12 protein-coding genes are annotated in these 15,831 nt (G+C 46.4%); 7 read left to right on the top strand and 5 right to left on the bottom strand.

What is annotated here, in order from left to right; all coding sequences use genetic code 11:
• Positions 1-4 precede the first annotated feature (4 nt).
• The 7 genes from gcvP (at position 5) to QZ076_RS14850 (ending at position 9,901) form a co-directional block, all read left to right on the top strand.
• Positions 5-2,857 carry an aminomethyl-transferring glycine dehydrogenase gene (gcvP, locus tag QZ076_RS14880; protein WP_293714346.1) on the top strand — a complete coding sequence of 951 codons (2,853 nt, stop codon included), beginning with the start codon at positions 5-7 and terminating at the stop codon, positions 2,855-2,857.
• A gap of 19 nt (positions 2,858-2,876) precedes the next feature.
• Complete coding sequence (locus QZ076_RS14875) at positions 2,877-3,989, top strand: hypothetical protein (RefSeq protein ID WP_293714344.1); 1,113 nt, start codon at positions 2,877-2,879, stop codon at positions 3,987-3,989.
• 112 nt (positions 3,990-4,101) lie between these two features.
• Positions 4,102-5,490 (top strand): MFS transporter, encoded by a 1,389-nt coding sequence (locus QZ076_RS14870; RefSeq protein WP_293714342.1) that lies wholly within the window; start codon positions 4,102-4,104, stop codon positions 5,488-5,490.
• A 154-nt stretch (positions 5,491-5,644) separates the two neighbouring features.
• On the top strand, positions 5,645-6,553 hold the full coding sequence (locus tag QZ076_RS14865; RefSeq protein ID WP_293714340.1) for an electron transfer flavoprotein subunit beta/FixA family protein: 909 nt from the start codon (positions 5,645-5,647) through the stop codon (positions 6,551-6,553).
• A 4-nt stretch (positions 6,554-6,557) separates the two neighbouring features.
• Positions 6,558-7,577 carry an electron transfer flavoprotein subunit alpha/FixB family protein gene (locus QZ076_RS14860; protein WP_293714338.1) on the top strand — a complete coding sequence of 340 codons (1,020 nt, stop codon included), beginning with the start codon at positions 6,558-6,560 and terminating at the stop codon, positions 7,575-7,577.
• A gap of 4 nt (positions 7,578-7,581) precedes the next feature.
• Entirely contained in the window at positions 7,582-9,288 is a 1,707-nt protein-coding gene (locus QZ076_RS14855; protein WP_293714336.1) for an acyl-CoA dehydrogenase family protein, read from the top strand.
• A gap of 94 nt (positions 9,289-9,382) precedes the next feature.
• Entirely contained in the window at positions 9,383-9,901 is a 519-nt protein-coding gene (locus tag QZ076_RS14850) for a transposase (protein WP_293714334.1), read from the top strand.
• 32 nt (positions 9,902-9,933) lie between these two features.
• Here the strand turns inward: QZ076_RS14850 and QZ076_RS14845 are convergent, their stop codons facing one another.
• From QZ076_RS14845 to QZ076_RS14825, 5 genes are all read right to left on the bottom strand, one after another.
• Complete coding sequence (locus tag QZ076_RS14845) at positions 9,934-11,226, bottom strand: MATE family efflux transporter (RefSeq protein ID WP_293714332.1); 1,293 nt, start codon at positions 11,224-11,226, stop codon at positions 9,934-9,936.
• 217 nt (positions 11,227-11,443) lie between these two features.
• A complete protein-coding gene (locus QZ076_RS14840) occupies positions 11,444-13,516 on the bottom strand; it encodes a BT4734/BF3469 family protein (protein WP_293714330.1) in 2,073 nt (690 codons plus the stop codon).
• 155 nt (positions 13,517-13,671) lie between these two features.
• Complete coding sequence (locus QZ076_RS14835) at positions 13,672-14,058, bottom strand: HU family DNA-binding protein (protein WP_293714328.1); 387 nt, start codon at positions 14,056-14,058, stop codon at positions 13,672-13,674.
• A 286-nt stretch (positions 14,059-14,344) separates the two neighbouring features.
• The gene (locus QZ076_RS14830; RefSeq protein ID WP_365325836.1) at positions 14,345-15,178 is read right to left on the bottom strand and encodes a HAMP domain-containing sensor histidine kinase; all 834 of its coding nucleotides are present in this window, start codon (positions 15,176-15,178) and stop codon (positions 14,345-14,347) included.
• Positions 15,175-15,699 carry a response regulator gene (locus tag QZ076_RS14825; protein ID WP_046150452.1) on the bottom strand — a complete coding sequence of 175 codons (525 nt, stop codon included), beginning with the start codon at positions 15,697-15,699 and terminating at the stop codon, positions 15,175-15,177. Before QZ076_RS14825 ends, QZ076_RS14830 begins: the two co-directional genes overlap by 4 nt.
• Between the last annotated feature and the right edge of the window lie 132 nt (positions 15,700-15,831).

Here is a 15,831-nt window from a genome sequence, read left to right as displayed (position 1 = left end):
TACTATGGACACAAATAAATTTGTAAACCGTCATGTCGGCATTGCAAAGGAAGATATTCCGGCTATGCTCGAAGCTATCGGTGTTAAATCGGTTGACGAACTGATTGACCAGACCATTCCGGCCAATATCCGTCTTAAAGAACCTCTGAATCTTCCGGAACCGATGACGGAACGGGAATATGCCGAACATATCTCTGAACTGGCATCCAAGAACGAAGTATTTACATCCTATATCGGCATGGGCTGGTACGATACCATCTGCCCTGCCCCTATTCAGCGGAACGTATTCGAAAATCCTGCATGGTATACTTCCTATACTCCGTATCAGGCAGAAGTATCGCAGGGACGTCTGGAAGCTTTGCTTAATTTCCAGACAGTGATCAGCGAACTGACAGCATTGCCTCTTACCAACTGCTCCCTGCTGGATGAAGCAACTGCTGCAGCCGAAGCTGCTACGATGTTTCACGGTAGCCGCAGCCGTGCACAGGCTAAAGCCGGAGCCAATACATTATTTGTAGATGAAAATGTATTCGCCTCCACACTTGCAGTTATCAATACCCGTATGATCCCGCAAGGCATCAAGGTGGTAACAGGTGACTACAAGACATTCGAATTCACTCCTGATGTATTCGGTGCAATCGTTCAATATCCGAATGCAAGCGGTTCGATTGAAGATTATAAAGATTTTGTAGCCAAAGCTAACGCTAACGAAACCCGTGTAGCCGTAGCAGCCGACCTGATGAGCCTGGTATTATTGACTCCTCCGGGCGAATGGGGAGCAGATGTCGTATTCGGTAGCAGCCAGCGTTTCGGTATCCCGATGTTCTACGGTGGTCCGTCTGCTGCATTCTTTGCAACAAAAGACGAATATAAACGTGCTATTCCGGGACGTATCATCGGTATTTCGAAAGATGCTTACGGACATCCGGCTTATCGTCTGGCTTTGCAGACACGCGAACAACACATCAAACGTGAAAAAGCGACATCTAATATCTGTACCGCGCAGGCTCTGCTTGCCACAATGGCCGGATTCTATGCCGTTTATCACGGTGCAGATGGTCTGCGTGATATTGCCGGACGCATCCATGCATCAGCAGGCTTCCTGGCTGCAGAACTTGAAAAGTTGGGTTACAGACAACTGAATAAGGATTATTTCGATACGTTGAAGATCGAATTACCGGCTCATGTTTCTGTAAACGTTCTTCGCGAAATCGCATTGGAATGTAAAGTAAACCTTCGCTACTTCGAAGCCGGACAAGTAGGTATCAGTATCGATGAAACAACGCAACCGACTGATATAGGCGTGTTATTATACATCTTTGCCGGAGCTGCCGGAAAAGATTATATGTTGGAAGAAGCTATTCCGGAAAAGACTTATTTCGATAAGAAATTTGCCCGTGCGTCCGACTTCCTGCAGGAAGATGTATTCAAGAAATATCATACGGAAACAGAGTTGATGCGTTACATTACCCGCTTGGGACGTAAAGACGTATCACTGGCACAGTCGATGATCTCCCTGGGTTCATGTACCATGAAGCTGAATTCAGCCTCAAGTATGTTGCCACTGGGCCGTCCCGAATTCCAGAATATTCACCCGTATGCTCCGGAAGAACAAGTGGAAGGCTACAAAGAGTTGATTGAAAATCTTTGTAACTATCTGACAGAGATCACCGGATTTAAGGGAGCTACCCTGCAACCGAACTCAGGTGCTGCCGGCGAATATACCGGTCTGCGTGTGATCCGTGCTTACCTGGAAAGTATCGGACAAGGACATAGAAACATCGTCCTCCTTCCGGCTTCCGCACACGGTACAAATCCGGCAAGCGCAATCCAGTGTGGCTATACAACCGTTACTGTTAAATGCGACGAAAACGGAAATATCGATCTGGAAGACTTCCGTGCCAAAGCAGAAGAAAATAAGGAGAACCTGGCAGCAACCATGATCACTTATCCTTCCACACACGGTATCTTCGAAGTCGACATCAAAGAAATGTGTGATATCATCCATGCATGCGGCGCACAGGTGTATATGGACGGTGCCAATATGAATGCACAGGTAGGACTGACCAACCCGGGTACGATCGGTGCCGACGTTTGTCACCTGAACCTCCACAAAACATTTGCTATTCCTCACGGTGGCGGTGGCCCAGGTGTTGGTCCGATCTGCGTTGCAGAACATCTGGTTCCGTTCCTGCCGTCTCATCCGATATTATGGGGTTGCGATCAGAATACAGTATCTTCCGCTCCTTACGGTAGCGCAGGTGTTCTTCCTATCACATACGCTTATATTCGCATGTTGGGAACAGAAGGACTGGAAACAGTAACTAAAACTGCTATCCTGAACGCAAACTATCTGGCTTCTAAATTTAAAGATACTTACGGAATCGTTTATACAGGAGCCACAGGACGTGTCGGCCACGAGTTGATCCTCGAATGCCGTGGCGTAAAAGAAGCATCCGGTATCGATGAAGGCGATATCGCCAAACGTCTGATGGACTTCGGTTATCACGCTCCTACACTGTCGTTCCCGGTACACGGCACGCTGATGGTCGAACCGACCGAAAGCGAAAGCAAAGCCGAACTCGACCGTTTCGCCGAAGTTATGGATTGCATCTGGAAAGAGATCAAAGAAGTAGAAGAAGGAAAAGCTTCCAAAGAAGATAATGTGCTCAAAAATGCTCCGCATCCTGAATACGAAGTAACAGCCGATGAATGGAAGCATGAATACCCTCGTAGTAAAGCAGCTTTCCCGCTGGAATGGTTGCATGACAGTAAATTCTGGATCAATGTGGCACGCGTAGATAACGCTTATGGCGACCGTAACCTGATCCCGACTCTTTGTGCTTGTGAAATTTAATAACAACAAACAAATCTGAATGAAAAAAGTATTTATCGCTTTGGCAGCCGTTGCTCTTTTGGCTACGGCTTGCACCAAAGCTCCTGAAACAAAGATTAAAGCGTACGGCTGGCAAGGTGAAGGTGGCAATACCACCGAAGAAACTTTACAGGCCGATTTCAGCAAGTGGAAATCTCACGGTCTGGACGGTATTTGCTATAATGCCGGTTTCAACGTAGAAAAACAGGCACGTGCCGCCAAAGTAGCTCATGCCAACGGACTGGAATATCATGCATGGATACCCACCATGCTGAAAGGCGATGCCGACTCTACCTGGTATGCCGTTAACCGTAACGGAGAATCTGCCTACAACGTACAGGCTTATGTCCCCTACTACAAATTCATGTGTCCGAACAATGAAAATGTAATTAACTTCCTGACTGGCGAATATGAAAAGATTGCCGCTATTCCCGATGTTGATTATGTTCATTTCGACTATATCCGCTATGTCGATGTCATTCTGGCAAAAGGCTTGTGGGAAAAGTACGGACTGGTAATGAACGAAGAGTATCCGACTGCCGACTACTGCTATTGCGACAAATGTGTTGCCGACTTTAAGGCAGCAACAGGCATCGATATCAAAACAGTGGAAGACCCTTCTAAATGTGAGGAATGGGCACAATTCCGTTGCGACGTGATCACTCACCTGGTCAATCATATTGCCGACGCAGTCCATGCCAAAGGCAAAAAGGTCAGCGCAGCTGTATTCCCCGGACCCGATTCTCATGCTAAATGGATGGTTCGCCAGGAATGGGACGAATGGAATATAGATGCTGTATTCCCTATGAACTACAATGATTTCTATTTGGAAGATGCTGCCTGGGTTGGTAAGATCACTAAAGAAGAAGTGGATGCGGTTAATAATAAATTCCCGGTTTACAGTGGCCTTTTCATCTGCCATGACTGGCAGAACAAAGCCAATATCAAAGATCCGGAAGGACACGGACTGATCCCTTCTGAAATAGAAGAAGCAGTACGCGGAGCCATGGAAAGCGGAGCGGCAGGCGTTTGCCTTTTCACCCCGCAAGGAATGACGGACGAACACTGGAAAGCGTTCGACAAAGCCATTCACCAGACATACACGAAGAAATAAATAACTTATACAGTATGTAAACAACGCAGGTATACGCAGCTCTAATTTTCTCATCTGCTTATACCTGCGTTTTACATTTCTATTCTAAATTCTATAAACTAACAACTATCACATGAACACGACAGCAAAGAAAGAGAAAATCAAATTTAGTAAAGCGTTTTGGGTTGCCAACACCGTCGAACTTTTTGAACGTGCAGCCTACTATGGCGTATTTATCGTAATAACACTCTACCTCAGCCGCATTCTCGGATTTAACGATATCCAGGCGGCAACTATTGCCGGAACATTCTCCGCCTTCCTTTACCTGCTCCCCACATTTGCAGGAGCACTGGCCGACAAAATCGGTTTCCGCAACTCCATGCTGCTGGCATTTACATTACTGACTATCGGTTATGCCGGACTAGGGGTTTATCCTACCTGGTTGCAATCGGCCGGCCTCGTCGAGTATGGAACAACTACTACATTCAAAGGATTACTGGAAAGTAATCTTCGATACGGTATTATTCCGATCATGGCATTAATCGTTATCGGCGGTTCATTTATCAAAAGTGTGATCTCCGGAACAGTAGCCAAAGAAACAACCCCCGAAACCCGTGCCAAAGGTTTCTCCATCTTCTATGCCATGGTCAATATCGGAGCCTTCTCGGGTAAGACCATCGTAAAACCGTTGCGCGAAGCATTAGGGAACGAAGGGTTGATTACCCTCAACTATTTCTCGGCATCGATGACATTCCTTGCTTTGATAGCCATCTGGTTCTTTTATAAAAGTAGCCAGCATTCGGGCGAAGGAAAAACTTTCAGACAAATATGGGTTGCATTGATCAAAGTCTGCACCAACGGACGACTGATTACCCTGATCCTTATTATCACCGGTTTCTGGATGGTACAACATCAATTATATGCCACCATGCCTAAATATGTTTTACGTCTGGCAGGCGAAGGAGCCTCTCCCTCCTGGTATGCCAATGTCAATCCGTTGGTAGTCGTATTAACAGTAAACTTGGTCACTCAGTTAATGCGTAAAAAAACAGCACTGACATCCATGACATTCGGTATGTTCATTATGCCGGTATCGGCCCTTTGTATGGCATACGGAAATATGCTGGAAGGAAACACGACGATTCTGGGTATGCATCCGGTAGCTTTTATGATGGTAGTCGGTATTGTTTTCCAGGGACTGGCCGAGACATTCATTTCACCCCGTTTCCTCGAATATTTCTCGTTGCAGGCACCGAAAGGGGAAGAAGGCCTGTATCTTGGATTTAGTCATCTACACTCTTTTCTGTCGTCCATTCTCGGATTCGGTTTATCAGGTTACCTGTTAAGCAAATATTGCCCGGAACCGACGCTGTTTGCGACTCATGAAGAATGGGTTGCTGCCAGTGCACACGCACATTACATATGGTATTATTTCGGAGCGATCGCACTGGTATCCGCATTAGCCCTGATCGTTTACGGCCAGATAGTAAAGCGTCTCGATACCTCAAAAGTTAATAAATAATAGTCACGCCGCATGCTCAAAAAACCCTAAAGTGTGCACATTTCAGGTTAAAGTTCTTTGTTATAAAGAATGTTTGACTACTTTTGCAATCGGTAATTTTTTAACTAATTACCGACTAATTTTCAGACAATAGAAATCTAATATTCCTATTAATATGAGTTTAAGAATTATTGTTTTAGCGAAGCAGGTTCCGGACACACGCAACGTGGGAAAGGATGCGATGAAAGAAGACGGAACGGTAAACCGTGCCGCACTTCCCGCCATCTTTAACCCGGAAGACCTGAATGCATTGGAGCAGGCCCTGCGCCTGAAAGATGCCTACCCCGGATCAACTGTGACATTGCTGACTATGGGCCCGGGACGTGCCGCCGAAATCATCCGTGAAGGTTTATACCGCGGAGCAGACGGCGGCTTTTTGTTAACCGACCGCGCCTTTGCCGGAGCCGATACATTGGCTACTTCATACGCTTTGGCTACGGCTATCAAAAAAATTAATGATTATGACATCATCATCGGTGGCCGTCAGGCTATCGACGGAGATACAGCACAGGTTGGTCCCCAGGTAGCAGAAAAACTGGGATTGACACAGATCACTTACGCTGAAGAAATCCTGAATGTGGATGAAGCAGCACGCCGTATCACCGTTAAACGTCATATCGACGGAGGTGTGGAAACCGTAGAAGGTCCGCTGCCTATCGTCATTACTGTAAACGGCTCGGCAGCTCCCTGCCGTCCGCGCAATGCCCGACTGGTACAGAAATACAAACGTGCCATGGGTGCACAGGAAAAAGCTGCTCACCCGACAGCTTGCCATCCTGATATTCCAAGCGAACTGCCGTACGCCGATCTCTACGAGAAACGCCCGTATCTGAATATCCAGGAATGGAGCGTGAACGATGTAAACGGAGATCTGACACAATGCGGTCTGTCCGGTTCACCTACAAAGGTAAAGACTATACAGAATATCGTGTTCCAGGCAAAGGAAAGCAAAACACTGACCAGCGCGGATAAGGATATAGAAGAGATGATTGTTGAACTGTTAGCTAACCATACCATCGGATAAGATTATGAATAACGTATTTGTATATTGTGAGATTGAAGGCACAACCATTGCCGATGTAAGTCTCGAACTTCTGACCAAAGGTCGTAAGTTAGCGAATCAGTTAGGTTGCCAGCTGGAAGCGATTGTTGCCGGTAGCGGCCTCGAAGGTATAGAAAGCCAGGTGTTGCCTTATGGTGTCGACAAACTGCATGTGTTCGATGCACCGGGCTTGTTCCCTTACACATCCCTGCCCCATTCTTCTGTCCTGATCAACCTGTTCAAGGAAGAAAAACCGCAGATCTGCCTGATGGGTGCTACCGTTATTGGCCGCGACCTGGGTCCGCGCGTATCTTCTGCACTGACCAGCGGTCTGACTGCCGACTGTACTTCTCTGGAGATCGGTCCTCACGAAGATAAGCGTGCAGGTATCACGTATGAAAACCTGTTGTATCAGATCCGTCCTGCTTTCGGTGGTAACATCGTTGCAACCATCATCAACCCGGAACACCGTCCCCAGATGGCTACCGTTCGCGAAGGAGTGATGAAGAAAGAGATCCTGGATGCTAATTATAAAGGTGAAGTGATCCGCCACGACGTAGCTAAATTCGTTCCCGAAACGGACTATGTAGTGAAAGTGATCGACCGTCATGTAGAAAAGGCAAAACATAACCTGAAAGGCTCTCCGATCGTCATCGCCGGCGGTTACGGAATGGGTTCGAGGGAAGGATTCGACAAATTGTTCGAACTGGCTAAGGAACTTCATGCCGAAGTAGGTGCCAGCCGTGCAGCCGTCGATGCCGGTTTCTGCGACCACGACCGTCAGATCGGCCAGACAGGTGTAACCGTTCGTCCGAAATTATATATCGCTTGCGGTATCTCCGGACAGATACAGCACATTGCAGGTATGCAGGATGCAGGTATCATCATCTCTATCAACAACGACGAGAACGCTCCGATCAACACGATCGCCGACTATGTTATCAACGGCACGGTTGAAGAAGTGATCCCGAAGATGATTAAATATTACAAACAGAACAGCAAGTAAAGAGATGGCAAATTATTATACAGACATACCGGAACTCAAGTATCACTTGAACAATCCGATGATGGAACGTATTTGCGAACTGAAAGAACGCAATTACAGAGATAAAGAAGAGTTCGACTACGCACCGCAGGATTATGCCGATGCCATGGATTCATTCGACAAAGTGCTTGAAATCACCGGCGAAATCACCGGCGAGATCATTGCCCCCAACGCTGAAGGTGTGGACGAAGAAGGTCCTCATTGTGCTGACGGTCGTGTGGAATATGCTTCGGGCACGAAACAGAATCTGGATGCAATGGTTAAAGCCGGCCTCAACGGTATGACCATGCCGCGCCGTTTCGGTGGTTTGAACTTCCCGATCACTCCGTACACGATGTGTGCTGAGATCGTTGCTGCTGCTGATGCCGGATTCGGAAACATCTGGTCGCTTCAGGATTGTATCGAAACATTATATGAATTCGGAAACGAAGATCAGCACGAACGTTTCATCCCGCGTATCTGCGCCGGCGAAACCATGTCGATGGACCTGACGGAACCGGATGCCGGTTCGGACTTGCAGTCCGTTATGCTGAAAGCAACGTTCGACGAAAAAGAAAACTGCTGGCGCCTGAATGGTGTAAAACGGTTTATCACCAATGGGGATGCCGATCTGCACCTGGTACTGGCCCGTTCGGAAGAAGGAACGAAAGACGGACGCGGTCTGTCTATGTTCATCTACGACAAGAAACAGGGTGGTGTAGATGTTCGCCGTATTGAAAACAAACTGGGTATCCACGGATCTCCTACTTGCGAACTGGTTTACAAGAATGCAAAAGCTGAACTTTGCGGTGACCGTAAATTAGGTTTGATCAAATACGTAATGGCGTTGATGAACGGTGCCCGTCTGGGTATCGCCGCTCAGTCTGTCGGTTTGAGCCAGGCTGCCTACAACGAAGGATTGGCTTATGCCAAAGAACGTAAACAGTTCGGCAAAGCGATCATCGACTTCCCGGCTGTTTATGACATGCTTTCTATCATGAAGGCTAAATTGGATGCTGGTCGTGCCCTGTTGTATCAGACTTCCCGTTATGTGGATATCTATAAAGCGTTGGATGAAGTTTCACACGAACGCAAGCTGACTCCGGAAGAACGTCAGGAACAGAAAAAGTATGCAAAGTTGGCCGATTCATTCACACCGCTGGCAAAAGGTATGAACTCCGAATATGCAAACCAGAATGCATACGATTGTATCCAGATCCACGGCGGATCAGGTTTCATGTTGGAATATGCTTGCCAGCGTATCTATCGTGACGCCCGTATCACTTCCATCTACGAAGGTACGACACAGTTGCAGACCGTTGCCGCTATCCGTTATGTAACAAACGGCTCTTATCTGGCTACTATCCGCGAATTCGAAGCAATCCCCTGTTCGGCAGAAATGGAACCGCTGAAAGCCCGTTTAGTCGAAATGGCTAACAAGCTCGAAGCCTGCATGAACAAAGTGAAGGATGCACAGAACCAGGAACTGCTCGACTTCGTTGCCCGTCGCCTATACGAAATGGCAGCCGATTGTATCATGGCTCACTTGTTGATCCAGGATGCAACAAAAGCACCTGAATTGTTCGCCAAATCAGCCGTTGTTTATCTGAATTACACAGAAGCCGAAGTGGAAAAACACAGCAACTTCATCGACAAGTTCAACGCTGAGGAATTAGCAAACTACAGACAATAATAGATATTGTTTTCTCCATAAAAAGCCGGGTATCATTTGATATTCGGCTTTTCTTTTATACATTTGTGCCATCACAACCAAAAGAAGAATAACTATGAACAATTACGATCCCCACCAATTACATCATCGTCGCAGCATCCGCCTGCAAGGCTACGATTATTCCCAGGAAGGTTTATATTTTGTAACGGTGTGTGTGCAAAACCGATTAAATATATTCGGAAAAATAACCTGTGGAGTAATGAAATTAAACGAAAATGGTAAAATGATTGAAAAAACATGGTTAGATTTACCTAATCATAATTCCAATATCATACTAGATATATTCTGCATCATGCCCAATCATTTTCATGCCATTATCGAAATCATAGTCCCTGTAGGGGCAGGTTCCAAACCTGCCCAAAAATCCCCCAATCATAGTTTATCAGAAATTATCCGCCAATTCAAAACGTTTTCTAGTCGTCGTATAAACCAATTATCGGGTAAACAGGGATCTGTATGGCAACGTAATTATTATGAACATATTATACGAAACGATATATCATATAATAATATATACTGGTATATTATGAATAACCCTGAGAAATGGGAGGATGACAAATTATTTGAAAAATGATTATTTATATTGGGCGGGTTTAGAACCCGCCCCTACGAAGGCCTGGGTTTTCGATGCCATAATATCCATTGAATAATCCCCCGCATCGATAAATAAATAAGGAATGCCATCCACAATGCATGGTTACCCATGGATGCATAAAACAGATAATAGATAACGAAAAACATTCCTGAAGCCACCAGCATCGAATAAAGCATCAGGCGGGTGGCCGTGGCACCGATCAGGATGCCGTCCCAGAGGAAAGCGGCAAAGCCGGCCAGAGGAACAGCTAATACCCAATAATAATAGGTTCCTGCTGCCTCGATAACAGTTGTGTCATTCGTCAGCAATCCCAGGAAGCCCTGCCCTCCTATCATGTACAGGATGGTAAATGCTAACGACAATCCCCAGCCCCAACGAAACAACAGACGGATCATCTTTTGCAATCCGCTCCGGTTCTGCGCTCCGATATACCGTCCGGTCATCGCTTCACCGGCATAGGCAAAGCCATCCATGATATAAGAAAACAAGGTGAATAACTGCATCAACAAGGTATTCACCGCCAGCACCACATCCCCCTGCCGGGCACCTGTCGACGTAAAGAAGGTAGTGACAACCACCAGGCACAAGGTACGGAAAAAGATATCGCTATTCACCTCGAAGAACCTGCGCATAGCCGTCCTACCCACGATCTCACTCCACCGGAAAGCGATCTTCAACCTGCCATAATATCGTAACCAAAGCAATAAAGCCATGAACAATCCCGCATACTGGGCAATCAACGTTCCTAAAGCCACCCCTGTAATCTTCATATCCAACAGGAACACAAAAGCCAGACTCGCCACGATATTCACCACATTCTGCGTGATCGCTATAAACATCGGGAAACGGGAATTCTGCATCCCTATAAACCAGCCGGCAAACCCGTACAGTCCTAATACGGCGGGAGCCCCCCAGACACAAATATTAAAATAAACCGTAGCCAGCTGCCGTACCTCCGGCGTTGCATCGATCAGATGGAAAGCGATCGCCCGGATCGGATATTGCAACAACAGCAGACACAACGCAATAAAGCCCCCTACCGCCACCGCCCGCAGCAAAACCCGCGTCACCTCTTCCAGGTCACGCCGCCCAAAAGCCTGCGAAGTCATTCCACTCGTCCCCATCCGCAGGAATCCGAACAGCCAATAAATGATATTGAACAACATTCCCCCTACCGCGATCGCTCCGATATAAGCCGCCGATCCTAAATGACCAACAATAGCGACATCAATCAGCCCCAATAAAGGCACGGTTATATTTGAAACGATAGAAGGAATTGCCAGTTGAAGTATCTTTTTGTTCATTACATATTTTCTTATTATTCAGAGACAAATTTACTGATTACTTCATATATAATATCTATAAGCCATTAAGTTTCGGCATTAGCACTATCACACAATATTTTTCTGATTTTCGTCTGCCATCTGCAACAAACACACATAACACATTATATACATGACACTAACCTGATTGCAGACGACCTATTTCATCTGCAACCCCATCTGCCATCTGTCACTACCCTTACCCTATCTTCACCACAAAATAACAAGTTCCACGCTTGGTACGCCGGGAAGGATACTTGTTTTTCTGCAACAAACGACCGAAATAAGACAATCGTTTGTTCCCCAGCTTCACACCACTCATCTTTTGCAGATAAAGGATTATTTCAATCGGAGAAAGACATTCGCTTTCCTCATCCGGTAAAGCGGGACGGAAATATTGCAGAAGCAATTGCTCTTCGACAGGCATTTGCTGAAAAGCCTCATTACTTTTTGTCGTTGAAAACTCTTCTTCGGAAGTAAACCAATAACGCTCGCCCGCTGCTAAAGCAGCCGACGCCTGTGCATACAACTGCTCGTAATCTATTGCAGATGAATTATTGATCGTACCGGTTATTTCAATACAAATAAAACGGCGGCTTCCGGTAGGATCAGACAATAAATCGTAATTATTGCAGGTAGCAATGAAAGAGGCATAACGATGCAACGCGTCGACACTCCGCTTATAAGGCTGACGGGCATTGACCACCGGCTTTTGCAGGACATGTTTCAAAAAACTCTGGTAAGCGGAACTAACCGAATCGAACTCGTCGATATTAATAAGGGCAAAGCGGCTTAACATCAATTCCGCATTCCGCTTGTTACCGAAATCAATGCTATCGGTATAATATATACGCAAAGAAGGAGGCAACAAATTCCGGCACCAGGTAGACTTGCCACATCCTTGCGGGCCCACTAGTAACGGCAACGAACTGTTCGCATGCAGATGTTCACGCCTGCGCCAATGCATAACCATACTCAAAAACCAAATATAAAACAAATCCCTCCAATGCGGATTGCCGGTCGGTAACATATCCGCCAAAGCACGGATATGATCTTTTCCGTCCCAGACCGGCAAATGATCCAGAAAGTCATCCAACGGATGAAAAACAGGTGCACGATCCGAATAAACATACCGCTTCACATCCCTGTCCCACAAAGCCAGTCCCTCGGACTGAGCATTCAGCCCGATACTGTTCAAGACGGTATCCGTTACCGGAGCAAACCGGATATAATAAGAACCGCGGGCACGGAACTCCACATCTCCGGTCAGCATATTCCGGCGGAATTCATAACGCCGTTTCATAAACTCATCTGTTTTAACAGCCATCAACTGTTCCTGGGGAATAGAAAATTTCTTCCCGAAATTTCTGGATAACAAATAAGCCGTATGTATCGTTTCCCTTATTTCTTCCTCAAAAAACTTCAGATCCTGGTATATCATCGTCCAGCGGACAGCATCTTCTTCCGGGATACCCGAATGGAAACAGTTCTCGGCTAACCGGATCAGAAAAGGCCTGACCTCTTTTCCCTCATCCAAGCCACCGGTCTTATCCAAAGCATCCAGCACACAAGCATTATATAAGCGGGAAATAATATGGCTACGCTCATAACCAGGCATTAACCGCAATAAAGGGTCTTCGTTTTTTCCGACTGCCTCCCTATAAGTAGTTTCAGCAACCAATTGCATCGGTTGCTCTTGTGTCAGCGGGATAGCCGAAGAGTTATAATAGACTTCCGGATCGTACGAATGTCTGCATCCCTGTTCCAAAGACTGGTTTTCAAAAGGGATATCCCATTGTAACTGAGCACGGTAATAGTTCACCGCACGACGGCAAGCCGACGCATGAAAGAGCTCTGCCAACTCTTTCGTTTGCGGTAAAGAACCATCCGGCAACATAAACGGAAGCAAAATTTTTACACTTTTACCACTCGATCCCGTAAAAGCAGCCAATGTTTGCGGAGCTTCCGAAGCCAGTTTCTTTATCCTTGCCACTTCCCCACTATCGGCCAGATTATTAACCTGCACCAACACAAGACCATTGTATGTACTAAAATTCAGGCTATTATCTTTTTTCCTGAATAAGGCTGCAAACATTAATACGGGGATCTTTCCGGCATGGACATTTTTGTTTCCGGGCATTATGCTTATAAGCGATTCTCTTAACAGGCCTATTTCCCGGCTGTACTCTCCATTTCCTATTGCAGCCATGACAAGATCCAACTCCATATTTTTCAGCGACTTACCATCACCTTTTACTTGTGTTATTTTCATAGATACCGTTATTTTATTAGACATACAGATGACAGATGGCAGATACAGTTGCAGATAACACTCTATCATCTGCAATACCCAACAAAGTATTTTTCAACTATTTACTTTAAAAAGTGGCAGATAACAGATAAATTCCTGAAACTTTATGTACAATCTTATTTCAGCCTCGTAAACTCGATATCGCTCAGCCGGTCTTTCAGCTTCGGACTGGGTTTGAAGCCTATCCCTTTCAGTTTAATGGATTCAGCGCGGATTTTAGACGGTTCTTCCACATCGCGGTTCGGCTGAGCGGTTACAGAGAAGGTGCCCAGACCGTCGATCGTCACCGTATTGCCTTCTTTCAAGGCTTCCGATATCAAAAGAGTCAGATTTTCGATCATCCCTTTAACATCCCCATACGTGAAGGTGCTGGCATTGGCCATTTGCTCTGCCAGCGTATCGAGGTTGACATTACCATAACTTACGGTCGTAACCGAATACTTTACCTGCTCTTTGCCGGTAATATTATCATTGATTTTTGTGAGTTTGTACCTTACAGCCATGCGGTTCCCTTTCTGTTAGATTTAATATTACTACTAGTTATTTCAAAGGTTACTACCTTTTATATCATTGATTACTAGTTAGTAAAACCAGGCTGTACAGGATAATCGAATAAGGTGTACAGGCTGGCCGACCAGGGTGTACAGGATAATCAGCCAGGGTGTACAGGATGATATTACTAAGTCAGGACTAAAGGTATAAAATATAAGGAGATATGCAATAGTTTATCCTATATTTTTATCTTCTGTTGCCGTTCATGTTAATAACAACACTTCGATTTTGTTCAAACTAAGACACAATAAACGTCACCTGGAAACCGGGCACAGGCCGTTCAGCCAAACAAAGGTCCCGGCCTTGCCGAACCATCATCTGCCGGGAAAGTGACAAGCCGATACCCGAACCATTCTTTTTGGTTGTAAAGAACGGAACAAAAATCTCCCGTTCGACATCTGCCGGAATAGGCGCACCGTTGTTGCTGACCCACAACCCCTTATTCCAACGCACATCCATAGCCGTCGCCCCTGCTTCGCAGGCATTCTTGACCAGATTGATCAACACTTGGCGCAACATATTCTCATCCGTAAACATCGTGGCAGACAAAGGGATTGAAATATGCCACTCCAAATCCGGATAAAGCGTCCGAATTCTTTCCACGAAAGCGGCCAATGGGATCTCCACAAGAACCGGCTCCTGCAACTCTGCCAATTTCCGGTAACTGTCCACAAACAAGGCAAGCCCCCGGCTGGTGTCATGAATGGCACGGACTCCCTCCTCGTAAACCGTCCCCGCAATCGCTGGGTTATCCAAATAGGCCTGGCTGATGCTGGCAATCGGTGTCGTAGCATTCATGATTTCATGGGTGAGCACACGAGTCAGGCGCTGCCACGATTCCACTTCGTTGCGGGCAAGCAGCACGCCTATATCCTTACCTGTTTCGTTAAGGGCTTCCTGCAACGCCCGTTCTCCGAAGAACAGACCTTTCACTGGAAGACGGAACGTGAACTCTCCGTTGCGAATCGCCTCACGCATCAGATGTGCCCGGTCTCTCAACAACACCTGATGACGATAGAACCACCCGAAGAAGACAACAACGACCACCAAAAAAGAGACTATCAGAATCATAGTTTTTTCATTTTAGCATACAACGTCTGCCGGGTAATCCCCAACAGTTCGGCAGCCCGACTGATGTTGCCGTGGCAACGCTCCACGACCTTATGCACATGTTCCGCCTCGACTTGTTCCAACGAAACCACTTTCCGGCCGGCATCAATCGCATCTTTCAAGACACGGATCAACTCCTGGTTGTCCCAAGGCTTGGTAACAAAGTCTGCCGCTCCCATCTTCAACCCGCGCACCGCCAATTTGATATCAGCGTATGCCGTCACCAGCACCACCGGAATGGCCGGATGCTTCTTATGGATTGCCCGAAGCCAAAGCAAGCCGTCTTGTCCGGAGTTTCCCCCTTGCGTGAAGTTCATGTCGAGCAAAATCACATCCACCTCCTCTTGTGCCAATACCGTAAGAAGCGTGTCGGGAGAAACAAGCGTCAATACTTTGTCAAACTCACCGGCCAAACAGATCCTGACTGCCGTAAGAATCGCCGGATTATCATCCACCACCAATATCGTCCCGTAATTCGCCATATCCGATTCGTTTAGATTACCTTCATTTATCGGGGATAAAGGTACGGAAAAAGGCTGTATGAATATCATACAAACAGGTGTATGATTTTCATACAAACTGCTCTAACCGTGCTTTCCATCCATTGCCGAATG

It is taken from the genome of uncultured Parabacteroides sp., from assembly GCF_905196875.1.
In the GTDB taxonomy this organism is placed as follows: Bacteria; Bacteroidota; Bacteroidia; order Bacteroidales; family Tannerellaceae; genus Parabacteroides.
Note: the sequence above shows the minus strand (reverse complement) of the source record. Positions and strands in the feature narration are given on the sequence as shown.

What these genes read in the sequence shown, in the direction of transcription:
- gcvP (WP_293714346.1), top strand. Translation starts at nt 5, where the DNA reads ATGGACACAAATAAATTTGTAAACCGTCATGTCGGCATTGCAAAGGAA.
- QZ076_RS14875 (WP_293714344.1), top strand. Translation starts at nt 2,877, where the DNA reads ATGAAAAAAGTATTTATCGCTTTGGCAGCCGTTGCTCTTTTGGCTACG.
- QZ076_RS14870 (WP_293714342.1), top strand. Translation starts at nt 4,102, where the DNA reads ATGAACACGACAGCAAAGAAAGAGAAAATCAAATTTAGTAAAGCGTTT.
- QZ076_RS14865 (WP_293714340.1), top strand. Translation starts at nt 5,645, where the DNA reads ATGAGTTTAAGAATTATTGTTTTAGCGAAGCAGGTTCCGGACACACGC.
- QZ076_RS14860 (WP_293714338.1), top strand. Translation starts at nt 6,558, where the DNA reads ATGAATAACGTATTTGTATATTGTGAGATTGAAGGCACAACCATTGCC.
- QZ076_RS14855 (WP_293714336.1), top strand. Translation starts at nt 7,582, where the DNA reads ATGGCAAATTATTATACAGACATACCGGAACTCAAGTATCACTTGAAC.
- QZ076_RS14850 (WP_293714334.1), top strand. Translation starts at nt 9,383, where the DNA reads ATGAACAATTACGATCCCCACCAATTACATCATCGTCGCAGCATCCGC.
- QZ076_RS14845 (WP_293714332.1), bottom strand. Translation starts at nt 11,226, where the DNA reads ATGAACAAAAAGATACTTCAACTGGCAATTCCTTCTATCGTTTCAAAT.
- QZ076_RS14840 (WP_293714330.1), bottom strand. Translation starts at nt 13,516, where the DNA reads ATGAAAATAACACAAGTAAAAGGTGATGGTAAGTCGCTGAAAAATATG.
- QZ076_RS14835 (WP_293714328.1), bottom strand. Translation starts at nt 14,058, where the DNA reads ATGGCTGTAAGGTACAAACTCACAAAAATCAATGATAATATTACCGGC.
- QZ076_RS14830 (WP_365325836.1), bottom strand. Translation starts at nt 15,178, where the DNA reads ATGATTCTGATAGTCTCTTTTTTGGTGGTCGTTGTTGTCTTCTTCGGG.
- QZ076_RS14825 (WP_046150452.1), bottom strand. Translation starts at nt 15,699, where the DNA reads ATGGCGAATTACGGGACGATATTGGTGGTGGATGATAATCCGGCGATT.